The sequence below is a fragment of the Streptomyces sp. IMTB 2501 genome (genome assembly GCF_001953885.1).
Lineage (GTDB): Bacteria > Actinomycetota > Actinomycetes > Streptomycetales > Streptomycetaceae > Streptomyces.
The window spans coordinates 1-15,234 of sequence record NZ_MQUS01000025.1 but is presented as its reverse complement, the minus strand read 5'-3'; the positions used below and the strand labels follow the sequence as shown (position 1 = coordinate 15,234).

11 protein-coding genes and 1 pseudogene are annotated in these 15,234 nt (G+C 72.1%); 8 read left to right on the top strand and 4 right to left on the bottom strand.

All coding sequences use genetic code 11. The annotated features are described in order from the left end of the window. Positions 1-3 precede the first annotated feature (3 nt). Entirely contained in the window at positions 4-1,215 is a 1,212-nt protein-coding gene (locus tag AV521_RS33485; RefSeq protein WP_107481098.1) for an Ig-like domain-containing protein, read from the bottom strand. A gap of 291 nt (positions 1,216-1,506) precedes the next feature. Between AV521_RS33485 and glgX the strand changes: the two genes are divergently transcribed. Both glgX and AV521_RS33475 read left to right on the top strand, forming a co-directional pair. Continuing rightward, entirely contained in the window at positions 1,507-3,759 is a 2,253-nt protein-coding gene (gene glgX / locus AV521_RS33480; protein ID WP_179023572.1) for a glycogen debranching protein GlgX, read from the top strand. Positions 3,760-3,953: 194 nt separating this feature from the next. After that, positions 3,954-4,244, top strand: a pseudogene (locus AV521_RS33475) (hypothetical protein); the annotation flags it as partial. A gap of 168 nt (positions 4,245-4,412) precedes the next feature. On the opposite strand, the gene AV521_RS33470 reads toward AV521_RS33475, so the two are convergent. Beyond that, positions 4,413-4,937 (bottom strand): hypothetical protein, encoded by a 525-nt coding sequence (locus AV521_RS33470; RefSeq protein ID WP_076093841.1) that lies wholly within the window; start codon positions 4,935-4,937, stop codon positions 4,413-4,415. 369 nt (positions 4,938-5,306) lie between these two features. Between AV521_RS33470 and AV521_RS33465 the strand changes: the two genes are divergently transcribed. Next, positions 5,307-5,600 (top strand): ester cyclase, encoded by a 294-nt coding sequence (locus AV521_RS33465; protein WP_076093840.1) that lies wholly within the window; start codon positions 5,307-5,309, stop codon positions 5,598-5,600. 60 nt (positions 5,601-5,660) lie between these two features. Here AV521_RS33465 and AV521_RS33460 read toward each other — a convergent pair whose 3' ends face one another. Together AV521_RS33460 and AV521_RS33455 are read right to left on the bottom strand one after the other, a co-directional pair. After that, positions 5,661-7,526: an ABC transporter ATP-binding protein gene (locus AV521_RS33460; protein ID WP_076093838.1), complete on the bottom strand. Its 1,866-nt coding sequence runs from the start codon at positions 7,524-7,526 to the stop codon at positions 5,661-5,663. Further along, on the bottom strand, positions 7,523-9,382 hold the full coding sequence (locus AV521_RS33455; RefSeq protein ID WP_076094010.1) for an ABC transporter ATP-binding protein: 1,860 nt from the start codon (positions 9,380-9,382) through the stop codon (positions 7,523-7,525). Before AV521_RS33455 ends, AV521_RS33460 begins: the two co-directional genes overlap by 4 nt. Before the next feature lie 229 nt (positions 9,383-9,611). Here AV521_RS33455 and AV521_RS33450 point away from each other — a divergent pair, with 229 nt between their 5' ends. The 5 genes from AV521_RS33450 to AV521_RS33430 all read left to right on the top strand — a co-directional run bounded on the left by AV521_RS33450 (position 9,612) and on the right by AV521_RS33430 (position 15,021). Further along, the gene (locus tag AV521_RS33450; RefSeq protein WP_076093837.1) at positions 9,612-10,532 is read left to right on the top strand and encodes an ABC transporter ATP-binding protein; all 921 of its coding nucleotides are present in this window, start codon (positions 9,612-9,614) and stop codon (positions 10,530-10,532) included. Beyond that, positions 10,529-11,263 (top strand): ABC transporter permease, encoded by a 735-nt coding sequence (locus AV521_RS33445; protein ID WP_076093835.1) that lies wholly within the window; start codon positions 10,529-10,531, stop codon positions 11,261-11,263. Before AV521_RS33450 ends, AV521_RS33445 begins: the two co-directional genes overlap by 4 nt. A gap of 44 nt (positions 11,264-11,307) precedes the next feature. After that, positions 11,308-12,558 carry a sensor histidine kinase gene (locus AV521_RS33440; protein ID WP_079249521.1) on the top strand — a complete coding sequence of 417 codons (1,251 nt, stop codon included), beginning with the start codon at positions 11,308-11,310 and terminating at the stop codon, positions 12,556-12,558. Further along, a complete protein-coding gene (locus AV521_RS33435; RefSeq protein ID WP_076093831.1) occupies positions 12,548-13,192 on the top strand; it encodes a response regulator transcription factor in 645 nt (214 codons plus the stop codon). Before AV521_RS33440 ends, AV521_RS33435 begins: the two co-directional genes overlap by 11 nt. A 98-nt stretch (positions 13,193-13,290) precedes the next feature. After that, positions 13,291-15,021, top strand: coding sequence for an ABC transporter ATP-binding protein (locus AV521_RS33430; RefSeq protein WP_076093829.1), 1,731 nt, complete (start codon positions 13,291-13,293; stop codon positions 15,019-15,021). Positions 15,022-15,234: the final 213 nt, after the last annotated feature.

Sequence of the window (15,234 nt, the reverse complement as noted above, 5' to 3'; positions counted from 1 at the left end):
CGGTCACTCGGCCGCGGGGTTCGCCGTCCACTCCTGCCACGTCATGTTCCAGCCGCCCAGGCCGTTGTCGGGGGCGACGGTCTTCTCGTCGCTGTTGACGACCTCGATGACGTCACCGATCAGGCTGCGGTCGAAGAACCAGCCCGCGGGGGTGCCCGAACTGCCGCCACGGACGTCCCGGAGGCCCACGCAGCCGTGGCTGACGTTGACGCGCCCGGGGGCGTCCGGCGACCAGTAGTTGCCGTGCAGGAAGGTGCCGGAGTCGGTGAGCTTCATGGCGTGCGGGACGTCGGGGATGTCGTACTCGCCGCCGAAGCCGACCGTACGGCTGTTCATTCGGGTGACGTCCAGCATGTCCATCACCACCATCTTGCCGTTGTACGTGGGGTTCCTCGGGGCGCCCGCGGTGATCGGCACGGTGGCGAGCAGCCGGCCGTCCCGGCGTACCTGCATGGTGTGGCTGGCCGCGTCCACCAGCGAGACCTGGCTGCGGCCGACGGTGAAGGCGAAGGTCTTGTCCTGCAGCCCGTAGACGCCGGGCGACCCCTGGACGTCCCGCAGGTTCAGGTCCACGGTGACCTCGGTGCCGGGTTTCCAGTACTGCTCGGGGCGGAAGTCCAGCCGGGTCCTGCCGAACCAGTGCGGGCGGATCTCGACGGGGGGCTGTGCGCTGACCCGGACGGCGCGGGCGACGGCGGCGCGGTCGGTGATCTCCCGGTTGAAGGCGAGCGAGACGATCATGCCCGTGCCGACGACGGCGCGGTTCTCGGGAGTGACGTAGCCGATGAACCGCTCGTCGGGCACGAGCGTGGTGAAGGTGGTGTGCCGGGCGGACTCGCGGCCCTCCGCGTCCCGGGCGAGCACGTCGACGGTGTACTGGGCGGCGAGTGCCAGCCGGTCCTCGTCCGGCCGCCAGGTCCGGCCGTCGGCGCCGATGTGCCCGGGGACCGCGGAGTCCTGGGCGTCCTGCGACTTCACGACGGTCACCTTCTCCAGCCGCCCCAAAGGCACCTGGACCCGCAGCCGCCGGCCGGGCCGGACGGCCTTGCTGCCGTCGGCGGGGGTGACGCGGATGACGTTCCGGGATGCCGCGGGTGCGCCGGCCTCCCCGTCCGGGCCGAGCGGGCCGGAACACCCCGCGAGCAGGGCCGTCCAGGTCAGTACGACGGCCAGCACGGCTCCCGCGCGCCGTGCGCGTCCTTCTACGTGCCTCACGCCGGGCTCAACGACCGGGCCCGCTCCGGGGAAACGTGAGTGCGACGCACGCACTGGGCAGAACAGAGGGAAGGACGACACGCTGGGGAGCCGCCGCGCCCATGAGGGGGCGCCTTCTGGATCAGCCGGCCGCATGGGACGAAGCGGCCGCCGCCGACACGATCGAGAGGGCACCCCCTTGTGCCGGGGCGCAGCCGTACCGGGTGGCCGGGGTGCCGCGGGGCACACCCGGCCCTTCGGCACGGCCGACTGCGCCGGCCCGGGGCGAGCCACTGAAAGAGGGGCTGACAGGTGACGAGCGCAGCCGAGCAGCGGGCACCGGCCGGGGAGCCGGCCGCCGGGACCGGGCAGCAGCCGGCCGTGGTGAACGGCGCCCGGCGCGCCGCGGTGCCGGCCCCGGTGGTGTGGCCGGGCGCGCCGACCCCGCTGGGGGCCCGGTTCCGGGTCGGCCCGGACGGGGTCGCGGGCACCAACTTCGCGCTGTGGGCGGCCGGCGCGGAGGCGGTCCGGGTGTGCCTGTTCGACGAGCGGGGCCGGGAGACCCGGCTCGCGCTGAACGAGCTGACGCACGAGATCTGGCACGGCTTCGTACCGGGGGTGATGCCGGGGCAGCGGTACGGCTACCGGGTCGACGGCCGCTGGGATCCGTGGACCGGCGCCCGCTGGAACCCGGCCAAGCTGCTGCTGGACCCGTACGCGCGGGCGGTGGACGGCGAGTTCGGGCTGCCGCCGGAGGTGTACGGGCACGTCCGGGACTGGCCCGAGCAGTCCGTCGCCGACACCGTCCGCGACGACCGGGACTCGGCGCCGTACGTCCCCAAGGGCGTCGTCGTGCACGATGACGACGACTGGTCCGACGACCGGCGGCCCAAGACGCCCTGGGCGGACTCGGTGATCTACGAGCTGCATGTGCGCGGCTTCACCAGGCTGCACCCGGGCATCCCGGAGGAGCTGCGCGGCACGTACGCCGGCCTCGCGCATCCGGCGGCGATCGAGCACCTGGTGAAACTGGGCGTGACGGCCGTGGAACTGCTCCCGGTCCACCAGTTCGCGCACGAGGACCATCTGCTGCGCCGTGGCCTGCGCAACTACTGGGGCTACAACTCCATCGGCTACTTCGCCCCGCACGCCGCCTACGCGGCCTCCGGTACGACGGGACAGCAGGTCGGCGAGTTCAAGCGGATGGTGCGCGCACTGCACGCGGCCGGTATCGAGGTGATCCTCGACGTGGTCTACAACCACACGGCGGAAGCGGGCGAGTTGGGTCCGACGCTGTCGCTGAAGGGCATCGACAACCACGGCTACTACCGCCTCCAGGACGACGCCCGCCGGTTCGCCGACTACACCGGCTGCGGCAACACCCTGCACGTCGTCCAGCCCCAGGTACTGCGGCTGATCACCGACTCGCTGCGCTACTGGGTGACGGAGATGGGGGTGGACGGCTTCCGCTTCGACCTCGCGGCGGCGCTGGCCCGCTCGATGCACGACGTCGACATGCTGTCCCCGTTCCTGGCCGTCATCGCCCAGGACCCTGTCCTCAGGCGCGTCAAGCTGATCGCCGAACCGTGGGACATCGGCTCCGGCGGCTACCAGGTGGGCGCCTTCCCACCCCTGTGGACGGAGTGGAACGACCGCTACCGCAACGCGGTCCGGGACTTCTGGCGGCACGCCCTGCCGGACGTCCGCGAGATGGGCTACCGCCTGTCCGGCTCCAGCGACCTGTACGCCTGGGGCGGCCGGCGCCCGTACGCCTCGGTCAACTTCGTCACCGCGCACGACGGTTTCACACTGCGCGACCTGGTGTCGTACGAGCGCAAGCACAACGAGGCCAACGGCGAGAACAACCGCGACGGCACCGACGACAACCGGTCCTGGAACTGCGGGGCCGAGGGCGGGACGGAGGACGAGCGGGTACGGTCCCTGCGCCGCCGTCAGCTGCGCAACCTCCTGACCACCCTGCTGCTGTCCACCGGTGTGCCCATGCTGGTGGCCGGTGACGAACTCGGCCGCACCCAGCGCGGCAACAACAACGCCTACTGCCAGGACAACGAGATCAGCTGGCTGGACTGGTCGCTGCTGGACGACCCGGTCTGGCGCCCGCTGTTCGACCTGACCTGCCGGCTGATCGACCTTCGCCACCGGCATCCGGTGCTGCACCGCCGCGCCTTCTTCTCCGGCCGCGCGCACTCCGCGGACGGGCTGCGCGACCTGGCCTGGTTCACCCCGCGGGGCACGGAGATGACCGAGGCCGACTGGTACGCCCCCGCGGCCACGCTCGGCATGTATCTCTCCGGGCGGGACATCCCGGGCCGGGACGAGCGGGGCGTGCCGGTCGCGGACGACAGCTTTCTCGCGGTGCTGCACGCGGGCGACGGCCCGGTGGGCTTCGTCCTGCCCGGCCCGCCGTGGGCCGAGCGGTACGAGGTCGTCGTGGACACCTCCCGGGAGGACCAGGCCGAGCCGCCGGGCGCGGTGCACGCGGCGGGGGCGGAGATCACGGTGCCGGAGCGGGCGGTGCTGTTGCTGCGGGTGGCCCCTGGGTGAGCGCCGTGCATGACACGGATCACGCTCGCCGAGTGCAGCGCCGGACGGGTTCCAGGGCCTTTCTCCTGGTGAGGACAGCCGGCGAGGACAGGGACCGTGAGGATGGAGCAGGCGCGCGCCGGTGAGTACGACGCGTTCGTGGCGGCCCGCTCGCGCTGTTCGGCGCGCTCAAGCTGACCGGATTCCTGTCCTTCATGTATCTGCTGTCCTCGGCCGGGGACTACCGCACCAAGGACCCCCGGTTCGGCGGCGGAGCTCAGGCCTGGGACATGCTGGGCACCTGGGACGGCTGGTGGTATCAGCAGATCGCCCTGCACGGCTACGACCCGCAGCTCGTCCCGGTCCCCGGCGCCACCGGCCTGATCACGCTGGAGGGCAACTCGGCGGCGTTCTTCCCGCTGTACCCGGCGCTGATCCGGATGGTCATGGCCGTCACCGGCCTCGGCCCGTACGGCGCGGGCCTGCTGGTGTCGATCACCGCCTCCCGGTCGTACGCGGGATACGTCCTGTTCGAGCTGGGGGTGCCGTGATCTTCGCGCGGGGTGCCGGGACCGTCCGGCCCGCCAGGGGGTGCGCTTCACCGACGCCTGCGCGGACGTGGCGAGGGCCGGTTCCTCCGGGGGAGGAACCGGCCCCTGCACTGAGTGAAGGTTTCAGCCCAGGCCGAGCTTGGAGAGCGCCGTCGTCCAGTCGGTCTCGATGGCGTTCTGCGCGGCGGTGAGGGTGACCTCATTGGCGCAGACGGCCGTCTTCAGCTTGTTCTCGACTTTGTCCTTGTCCGCGGACGTCTTGTTGCCGTAGTGCGGCTCCGGCCAGAGGTTCTGCTCGCTCTTCGGGGAGCCACCGAGTTCGAGCGGGACGAAGTGGTCCTCCTCGTAGTCCGAGAGACTGGTGTCGGAGTAGCCGTACGCGACGATCTGCTTCTTCTTCAGCGCCGTGGTGTAGGAGCTGGGCGGCCGTACGGTGGAGGTCCAGCCGGAGACGCAGATGGTCGAGTTGATGGTGCTCTGCGTGACGTCGGGGTTGAGGGCGCCGGGCGTACAGGCCGGGTCCGGCTTGGGAAGGTAGGACTGGCTGCAGCCGGCGGCGTGGACGGAGCCGGTGGTGACGGTGAGGCCCGCGGCCGCGAGGGCGACGGCGGAGAGGGTGGTCACCAGGGGGCGCGATATTCGGGACATGTGGGGGTCTCCCGGTGGGGGTACGCCCGGCGGAATTTCCGGGCGGTCATGGGCATGACAGCACCGGGATCATCTATGCGAGTAGACCCCTTTGCCCGACCGAGGGCCCCTTTGGTTGAACGTTTGTCCACGCGAGAACGGCGCGAAACCAAGCCTTGACATGGCCTTGACGACGGGCCCGGGGAGGGGCCGCGGACGCATGGCGAGGCGGCATGACGCCTCGTCAACTGCCCACCATAGTCTGCGTGAACGCCCGCTGAACCGCACCCCCCGGACCCGTCGCGGTCAGCTCAGTCCGCTGACCGTGCCGCCGGAGATGCCGTTGTCGACGGACACGGCGCAGCCGTCCCGGCGACCGACGGCGGCCTCGTGGTCCTGCCCACCACCATGTCGGGCCGCCACACCGGCACGTTCGTCACGTACGACGAGAACGCCCGGCCCAGCGGGGCCTTCCCCGCGACCGGGAAGACCTTCTCCGTCACACCGACCCACTGGTGCCGCATCGCCGACGGGTGGCTGATCGAGCACTGGCTCAACCGCGACGACCTCGGCCAGGCCCTCCAACCGGGCTGGGCACCGCCCACGCCCCGGTACGTCCTGCGCATGCGACTCGCCCTCCGCCGGGCGCGCCGAAGCCGGGCGGACATGAACGAGCCCTCGTGACGGCGGCGCAGCCGGCCCGGAACGGGACCCTCGCTCTCGCGGCACGGTCTCCGCCGCGCCTCAGGCCAGGCTGTCCCGCCATGCCCTGTGCAGGTCGGCGAACCGGCCCGGGCCGGCGACGAGTTCGGCCGGGTGGCCGTCCTCGACGATGCGGCCGTGCTCCATCACCAGGACCCGGTCCGCGATCTCGACCGTCGAGAGCCGGTGCGCGATCACCATGGCCGTACGGCCCCGCAGCACCGTCGCCATGGCCCGCTGCACCGCCCGCTCGCCCGGGATGTCCAGCGAACTGGTCGCCTCGTCGAGGATCAGTACCGCCGGGTCGGCGAGCAACGCGCGGGCGAAGGCGACCAGTTGGCGCTGGCCGGCGGAGATACGGCCGCCACGCTTGCGGACGTCGGTGTCGTAGCCGTCGGGCAGGGCGCTGATGAACTCGTGCGCGCCGATCGCCTTCGCCGCCTGCTCGATGTCCTCGCGGGAGGCGTCGGGCCGGCCGATGGCGATGTTGTCCGCGACCGTGCCGGAGAACAGGAACGCCTCCTGGGTCACCATGACCACCCCGCGCCGTAGTTCCGGCACGGCCAGCTCGCGGACGTCCACCCCGTCCAGCAGCACCCGGCCGCCGGAGGGGTCGTAGAAGCGGGCGAGGAGCTTGGCCAGGGTGGACTTGCCGGCGCCCGTGGCCCCGACCACGGCGACCGTCTGCCCGGCCGGCAGGGTCAGATCGAAGCGGGGCAGCACCTCGCCGCCGGTGCGGTAGCCGAACCGGACCTGGTCGAAGACGACCTCACGGCCCGGGAAGTCGCCCTTCAGCGGCGGGAGTTCCCGTGGCACCGACGGCTCCGGCACGGACGGCGTCTGGGCCAGCAGCCCGGCGATCTTCTCCAGGGAGGCGGCGGCCGACTGGTAGGAGTTCAGGAACATCCCCAGCCGGTCGATCGGGTCGTACAGCCGGCGCAGATACAGGACCGCCGCCGCCAGGACACCCAGCTCCAGCGAGCCCGTCGCCACCCGGTAGGCACCCCACAGCACGATCCCCGCGACCGCCGTGTTGGCCACCAGCCGGGAGCCGACCACATAGCGGGCCATCTCCAGCAGGGCATCGCCGTTCGTGCGCTCCAGCCGCCGGTTGAGGACGGCGAACTCACCGTCGTTCACGGCCTCCCGGCGGAAGGCGCGCACCGGGCGGATGCCGTTCATCGTCTCCACGAACTTCACGATCACCGCCGCGATCGCCGTGGACCGCTCCCGGAACACCCGTCCCGCCCGCCGCTGGTACATCCGGATGAGCAGATACAGCGGCACGAAGGAGGCCACCGCGACCGCGCCTAGGCCGAGATCCAGCCACAGCAGCAGCGCCGAGATGTAGACGAAGGACAGCACGACGGTCACCAGCTCCTGCAGGCCGTCGTTGAGCAGCTCGCGCAGCGACTCGACGTCGGTGGTGGAGCGGGAGATCAGCCGGCCGGACGTGTACCGCTCGTGGAAGTCGATGCTCAGCGCCTGCGCGTGCCGGAAGATCCGGCCCCGCAGATCGAGCAGCACGTCCTGGCTGACCCGGACGGAGGTCTCGACGAAGGCGAACTGCAGCCCGCCGGAGAGCAGCCCGCACAGCAGATAGCCGACGGCCACCGCGATCAGCGGGCCGTACCGGTGGTCCCGGAACGCCGGTACGGCGCTGTCGATGGCGTACGCCACCAGCAGCGGGCCCACCTGGACCGCCGCCTGCTGGAGCAGCAGGAGGAGCGCGGTGACGGCGGCCCGGGCCTTCAGGGGCGCGAGCAGGGAGCGCAGCAGGGCGGCGGTGGCGCCGGGCGGGGCGGGCAGTACGTCCCGGTCGAAGACGTCGCCGGCGTCGTCCGCCCGGTGCGGGCCGGGGAGTTCGTCGTCCTCGGCGGTGGGGGTGGAGGCGGTCGTGGTCGTCAACGGGAGTCCTCCGTATCCCTGGAGCACCCGGATTCTCCGGACATCAGATGCGCGTACTCGGCGTTGGTGCGCAGCAGTTCCTGGTGCGTGCCGACGGCCGCGATCCGGCCGTCCGAGAGCAGGGCGACCCGGTCGGCGAGCAGCACCGTGGACGGCCGGTGGGCCACGATCAGCGCGGTGGTGTCGGCGAGGACCTGGCGCAGCGCGGCCTCCACCGCGGCCTCCGTGTGCACGTCCAGGGCGGAGAGGGGGTCGTCCAGCACCAGGAACTGCGGTCTGCCGACCACCGCGCGGGCCAGCGCGAGGCGCTGCCGCTGGCCGCCGGAGAGGCTGAGGCCCTGTTCGCCGACACGGGTACCGGTCCCCTCGGGGAGGGCATGCGCGAAGTCGGCCTGGGCCACGGCGAGTGCGCGGTCGAGGTCCGCCTGTCCGGCGTCGTCCCCGGCGCCCATGAGGACGTTCTCGCCGACGCTCGCGGAGAACAGGGTGGGTTCCTCGAAGGCGACGGCCACCTTGGCGCGCAGCGTCTCACGGGGCAGGGCGGCTATGTCGACGCCGTCGAGGGTGATGCGTCCTGAGGTGACCTCGTGCAGGCGCGGGACGAGGGCGGTGAGGGTGGTCTTCCCGCTGCCGGTGGCACCGACCAGGGCCATGGACTCGCCGGGACGTATGTGGAGGTCTATGTGGTGGAGGAGAGGCGGGGAGCCGGGGGGTGCGTCGGGGTAGCGGAACTGGACGTGCTCGAAACGGAGTCCGGCGTCGCCGCTGAGCGAGGGCTGGGCCGCTTGCCCGCGTGCGGGGGATGCCGCTGTCTGTGGGACGGGCGCCGCCCCGGCGGCACGACCGCCCGCGGCTACGACGCCCTCCGGCCCCTCGTCCATCACCTCGAAGAACCGCTCCGTGGCCGTAGCCGCCTCCTGGCTCATCGCCAGCAGGAAGCCGATCGAGTCCACCGGCCACCGCAGTGCGAGTGCCGTACCCAGAAAGGCGACCAGCGTGCCCGCCGACAACCCCTCGTCGGCCACCCTCACCACACCCAGCACCAGCGCCGCCCCGATCGCCAGCTCCGGCAGGGTCACGATGACACCCCAGATCGTGGCGAGCAGCCGCGCCTTGCGCAGCTCGGTGCCGCGCAGGGTGAGGGACAGCGCGCCGAACGCTCGCGCCTGGCTGCGGTGCCGCCCGAAGCCCTTGATGATGCGGATGCCGAGCACGCTCTCCTCGACCAGCGTCGTCAGGTCGCCGACCTGGTCCTGCGCGCGCCGCGCCATCTCGGCGTACCGCCGCTCGAAGACCGCGCAGGTCCACATCACGGGGATCGCGGGACCGAGGACGACCAGCCCCAGCACCCAGTCCTGCATCAGCATGATCACCACGCCGACGAGGATCGTGACGCCGTTGACCAGCAGGAACGTCAGCGGGAAGGCGAGGAACAGACGCAGCAGCATCAGATCGGTGGTGCCCCGGGACAGCAACTGGCCCGAGGCCCAGCGGTCGTGGAAGGCGACGGGCAGCCGCTGCAGACGGCCGTAGAGACCCGCCCGCATCTCCGCCTCGACGTGCGACAGCGGACGGGCCACCAGCCAGCGCCGTATGCCGAACAGGACCGCCTCGGCGATCCCGAGGAGGAGCAGATACAGCGCGCCGAGCCAGACGCCCGCCGGGTCCCGTCGGGCGACCGGGCCGTCCACGATCCACTTCAGGACGAGAGGGATCACCAGCCCGGTGCACGAGGCGACGATCGCGATGAACGCGGCCGTGAACAGCCGCGCGCGCACGGGGCGGACGTACGGCCACAGCCGCAGCAGGGTACGAACGGCGGAGCGGTCCTCGGTGGTTGCACGTGTCGTGGCCATCACCGCGAGCGTACGGACCGGCACTGACATCGCCCACCGAGTTTCGGCCGGACCCCGCTCCGCCCTTGGTCCTACGACCTGCCTGTCCGGCCCCTCGGACATGGGTCTCGCGCAACCGGGACATGGGTTCCGCACGCGGGGTCGTAGGCCGCCGTCAACCGATCGGACGATGTCGCCACGAGCGGGCCGACCGATGTGCCGGGCCCCGCCCGAACGGGATTCTCATGGCATGCCATCCGTCATCGAAGTCACCGATCTGCGCAAGTCGTACAGCGGCCGGGCCGTCGTCGACGGCGTCTCCTTCGCCGTCGAGGAGGGCGAGATCTTCGGGATCCTCGGCCCGAACGGCGCCGGCAAGACCACCACCGTGGAGTGCGTCGAGGGGCTGCGGGTCCCCGACGGCGGCCGGATCCGGGTCGCCGGTCACGACCCGGTCGCCGAGCACGACGAGGTCGCGAGGATCCTCGGCGCCCAGCTGCAGCAGAGCGAACTCCAGGCCAAGCTCACCGTGCGCGAGGCGCTGGAACTGTACGCCGCTTTCTACCCGAACCCGGCCGACTGGCGGCCGCTGGCCGAACGCCTCGGCCTCACAACGAAGTTGGGCACCCGGTTCGGCAGGCTGTCCGGCGGGCAGCAGCAGCGCCTGTTCATCGCGCTGGCGCTCATCGGCAGTCCCCGGGTGGTGGTGCTGGACGAGCTGACCACCGGGCTCGATCCGCGCGCCCGCCGTGACACCTGGCAGCTCATCGAGGACGTCCGGGCGAGCGGTGTCACCGTGCTGCTCGTCACCCACTTCATGGAGGAGGCGCAGCGGCTCTGCGACCGTATCGCGGTCATCGACAAGGGGCGGGTCGCGGCACTGGACACCCCGGCCGGTCTCATCCGGCGCTCCGCCGGCGCCACGGTCGTGTCCTTCACGCCGTCCGCGCCGCTGGACGAGCGGGACCTGAACGGGCTGCCCGCGCTCGCCTCCGTCGAGCGGAAGGACGGCCGGATCACCCTCACCGGCACCGACGAGACGGTCGACGCCGTCATCTCACTGCTCGCCCGCCACCACATCACCGCCCATCAACTGCGCGTCACCGACGCCACCCTGGACGACGCGTTCCTCGACCTGACCGAAGGCCACACCAAGGAGGCCGCGGCATGAACACCGCCGTGCTGCGCACCGAGTTCCGCCTGTTCCGCCGCGAACCCGCGGCCGTCTTCTGGATCTTTCTGTTCCCGACGCTGCTGCTGGCGATCCTCGGCTCGATCCCCTCCTTCCGCGAGGTCGACAAGTCGATGAACGGGCTGCGGCCGATCGACGCCTATGTGCCGGTGGCCGTGCTGATCGCCCTGCTCATGTCGGGGGTGCAGTCGCTGCCGCAGGCCCTGACCGGCTACCGGGAGCGGGGCATCCTGCGCCGGATGTCCGCCACTCCGGTACGGCCCTCCGCTCTGCTGGCGGCGCAGATGCTCGTGCAGGGCGTGGTCGCGCTGGCCTCGGCGCTGCTCGCGGTCGTGGTCGGCCGTCTCGCCTTCGGCGTACGGCTGCCCCAGCAGCCGGCCGGCTATCTGCTCGCGCTGCTGCTCGCGGCGGCGGCCGCGCTCGCTCTCGGCAACGTCGTCTCGGCGCTGTCCCGGACCACGAAGATCGCGAGCGCGATCGGATCGGCGGTGTTCTTCCCGATGATGTTCTGCGCGGGCGTCTGGCTGCCGGTCCAGTCCATGCCGCACAGCCTGGCCCGGGTGGTGCAGTCGACCCCGTTCGGTGCGGCGGCCCGCGCCCTGAACGAGGCGGCGTCGGGACACTGGCCCGGCTGGGCGCACCTGGGCGTGCTCGCGGCATGGACGATCCTGCTGACGGCCGGTGCCGCCCGCTGGTTCCGCTGGGAGTGAGCGGGTGGGAGCACGTGCGGATGAGCCGCGGGGACACTGAGGTCATGACGAACGCCGTGGAACCGTCGCGCAGGGTCTCCTTCGACACCTGGGGGCCCTACGTGCTGCTCGCCGTGGCTGTAGTGACGGCGGCGGGCGCGGCCCACTCGATCGGCATGACACGGAGTGCGATGTACGCGGCCGGCGCGCTGGCGGCGGTCGCCGTGCCGCTCCAGCTGTGCCTGGGGCTGGCGAGGCGGAACACACCGGGACCGAACCGTACGACCGCGGCGCTGTACTTCCTGCGCTGGGCACTCGGCTTCGCGCTCGCCTGGCTGAACCCGTTCTTCGCCTTCTACGCCGTCTCCGGCTACTACAGCGCCGACCGGCATCTGCCCCGCCGGCTGGTCATGCCGGGTCTCGTCCTGACCGCGATCACCATGGCCGGCAGCCAGATCGGCGGTCTGCCCCCGCATGGTCCGGTGTCGTGGATGGGCTTCTTCGTGGTCTTCGCGGCCAACGTCGGATTGGTCACCCTGTTCACCCGGTTCGCCCGGCAGGAGCAGGCCCTCACCCAGGATCAGGCCGACACCATCGCCGAACTGGAGCGCACCAACACGGCGTTGCAGGAGGCCCTGGAAGAGAACGCGGCCCTGCACGCCCAGCTCCTCGTCCAGGCGCGGGAGGCGGGCGTGGCCGACGAACGCCGCAGGCTCGCCGCCGAGATCCACGACACCATCGCCCAGGGCCTGACCGGGATCATCGCCCAGCTCCAGGTCGTCGCGAACGCCCCCGACCTGGACACCGCCCGCACCCATCTGGAGCGCGCCTCCTCCCTGGCCCGGCACAGCCTCGGCGAGGCCCGCCGCTCGGTCCACAACCTGGCCCCGGTCGCGCTGGCCGCCGACGGGCTGCCGGAGGCGATGAAGAAGACGGTCACCGACTGGGGCGAACGCACCGGCGCACGTGCCGACTTCACGGTCACCGGCACCGCCGAGCACCTGCACGAAGAGGTCTCGGCGACCCTCCTGCGCATCTCCCAGGAGGCCCTTTCCAACGCGGCCCGGCACGCCCGCCCGACCCGCGTCGGAGTGACCCTGTCCTTCATGGGCGACGAGGTCACGCTGGACATCCGCGACGACGGCACCGGCTTCGACCCGGCCGCCGTACCGGAGCGCACCCACGCCGGCGGCTTCGGACTGGACGGTATGCGGGCCCGCGCCGAGCGCATCGCGGGCTCCCTCACGGTCGAGTCGGAACCGGGGCACGGCACTGCGGTGTCGGCTCGCGTACCGTTGGTGCGCGATGACCGCTGAGACTCTGATTTCCCTGCTGATCGTGGACGACCATCCGGTGGTCCGCGACGGCCTGCGCGGCATGTTCGAGTCGGCCCCGGGCTTCCGGGTGCTCGCGGAGGCCGCGAACGGCGTGGAGGCGGTGGTGCGGGCCACGGCCCTGGACCCGGACGTGATCCTGATGGACCTGCGGATGCCGGGCGGCTCGGGCGTGGACGCGATCCGCGAACTGACGCGTCTCGGTGCCCGCGCGAAGATCCTGGTCCTGACCACGTACGACACCGACTCCGACACCCTGCCCGCGATCGAGGCGGGCGCCACGGGCTATCTGCTGAAGGACGCCCCACGCGACGAACTGTTCACCGCCGTCCGCGCCGCCGCCGAGGGCCGTACGGTCCTCTCCCCCGCCGTCGCCTCCCGTCTGGTCCACGCGGTCCGCACCCCCCGGCAGCCCGGCAACGAACCCCTCTCCGCCCGCGAACGCGAGGTCCTGACCCTGGTCGCCAGGGGCACCTCGAACCGCGAGATAGCCCGCGAGTTGTTCATCAGCGAGGCAACGGTGAAGACCCACCTCACCCACCTGTACACCAAGCTCGGCGTCAACGACCGTGCGGCGGCGGTGGCCGTGGGGTACGACCGGGGGATTCTGGGCTGAGCCCTTCAGCACGGCAGCCTCCTTAATCGATGGAGCCGCCGTCCCCGCCCCCGATAAGTTCGACGTTTGCCAGTCGGGCCGAGCCGATCGGGGGACGGATGATCGACGCGTATGAGGAACCTGGCACGCCCGACACCCGTGGCGGCTGGCGTTACCTGTGGTGGCTGGTGCTGTGTCAGCCGGGCCGGGCGGTGGCCGGGGCGGTGCTGGGCAGTGTGTGGATGGTGCTGCTGGCCGCACAGCCGTATCTGATGGCGCGGGCGGTGGACGAGGGGCTGGTGCCGGGGCGGCTGGGGGTGCTGGCCGGGTGGACCGGGGTGATGTTCGCGCTCGGGTCGGTGAACGCCTGGTTGAGCATCATGCGGCACCGCACGATGACCCGGGTGCGGATGGACGCCAACTTCCGCACGGTGAAGGTGGTCATGGGGCATGTGGTGCGGCTGGGGGCCGCGCTGCCGCGCCGGGCGGGGGCCGGTGAGGTGGTGACGATCGGCGTCGGCGATGTGCAGACCATCGCGCAGGCGCTGACCGTGGTCGGTCCGGGCACCGGCTCGGTCGTGGTCTATGTGGTGGTGGCCGGGCTGCTGTTGGCGATCTCGGCGCCGCTCGCCGCCGTCGTACTGCTCGGACTGCCGGTGATCGCGCTGGTCACCGGGCCGCTGACGGTACGGCTGCAGGGCGCCGAGAGCGCGTACCGGGAGCGGCAGGGGGTGCTCACGGCGCGGATCGGGGATCTCGCGGGCGGCCTGCGCGTCCTCAACGGGCTCGGTGGAAAAGGGCTGTTCGCGGACGCCTTCCGCAAGGACTCGCAACGGCTGCGGGCGCAGGGCTACCAGGTGGGCGCGGTGGCCAGCTGGGTGCAGGCGCTCGGTGTGGGCCTGCCCACGCTGTTCCTGGCCGTGGTGACCTGGCTCGCCGCCCGGCTCACGGCCGAACACTCCATCAGCATCGGCGAGTTGGTGTCGGTGTACGGCTATGTGGCGGTGCTGATCGGGCCGGTGGCTTTCTTCGTGCAGGCGACCTACGAGATGAACCGGGGCGTGGTGGCCGCGCGCCGGGTCGTACGGCTGCTGCGGCTGGCGCCGGAGCCGGACGAGGGCACGCGGCCGGCGCCCGAGGGACCGGCCGGGCTGCACGATCCGGCGTCCGGGGTGCGGGTGGCGCCGGGCCGGCTGACCGCGCTGGCCGCCGCCCGGCCCGCCGAGGCCGCCGCCGTGGTCGACCGGCTCGGCCGGTTCGGGCCGACCGACGCGACCTGGGGTGCGGTACGGCTCGACGAGGTCCCGCTCACCGAGGTACGACGGCGGATCCTGGTCGCGGACAACGAGGCCGACCTGTTCGCCGGGCCGCTGCGGGAGGTCGTGGCGGCCGGGCATCAGGCCGGGGAGACGGAGTTGCGCCGGGCGCTGTACGCGGCCGCCGCCGAGGACGTCGTACGCGGGCTGCCGGACGGGCCGGACTCGGCGGTGGCCGGGCAGGGCCGCAGCCTCTCCGGCGGACAGCGGCAACGGGTAAGGCTGGTGCGGGCGTTGCTCGCCGATCCCGAGGTGCTGCTCGCCGTGGAGCCGACCTCGGCGCTGGACGCGCACACGGAGGCGGCGGTCGCGGGCCGGCTGCGTCAGGCGCGGGAGGGCCGTACGACGCTGGTGACGTCCACCTCACCGCTGATGCTGGACCGCGCGGACACGGTCGTGTTCCTGGTCGACGGGAAGGTCGCGGCGAGCGGCACCCACCAGCGGCTGCTGGCGGCGGAGCCGGGCTATCGCGCGCTCGTCGCCCGGGACACGGAACAGGACTCGCAGCGGGACACGGAAGGAGCCACACGGTGACCGCAGGCCAGGGACTGCTGCCGGTCGCCGACCGGAGCCGGGTACGACGNNACGCACAAGCATTCACCACCACACTGCTACGGAACGCGCTGGCACCAGGGCCGAGCCATCGCGCACTCGTCACCCAGGACACGGAAGGAGCCACACGGTGACCGCAGACCAGGGACTACTGCCGGTCGCCGACCGGAGCCGGGTACGACGAGCCGCACTGCG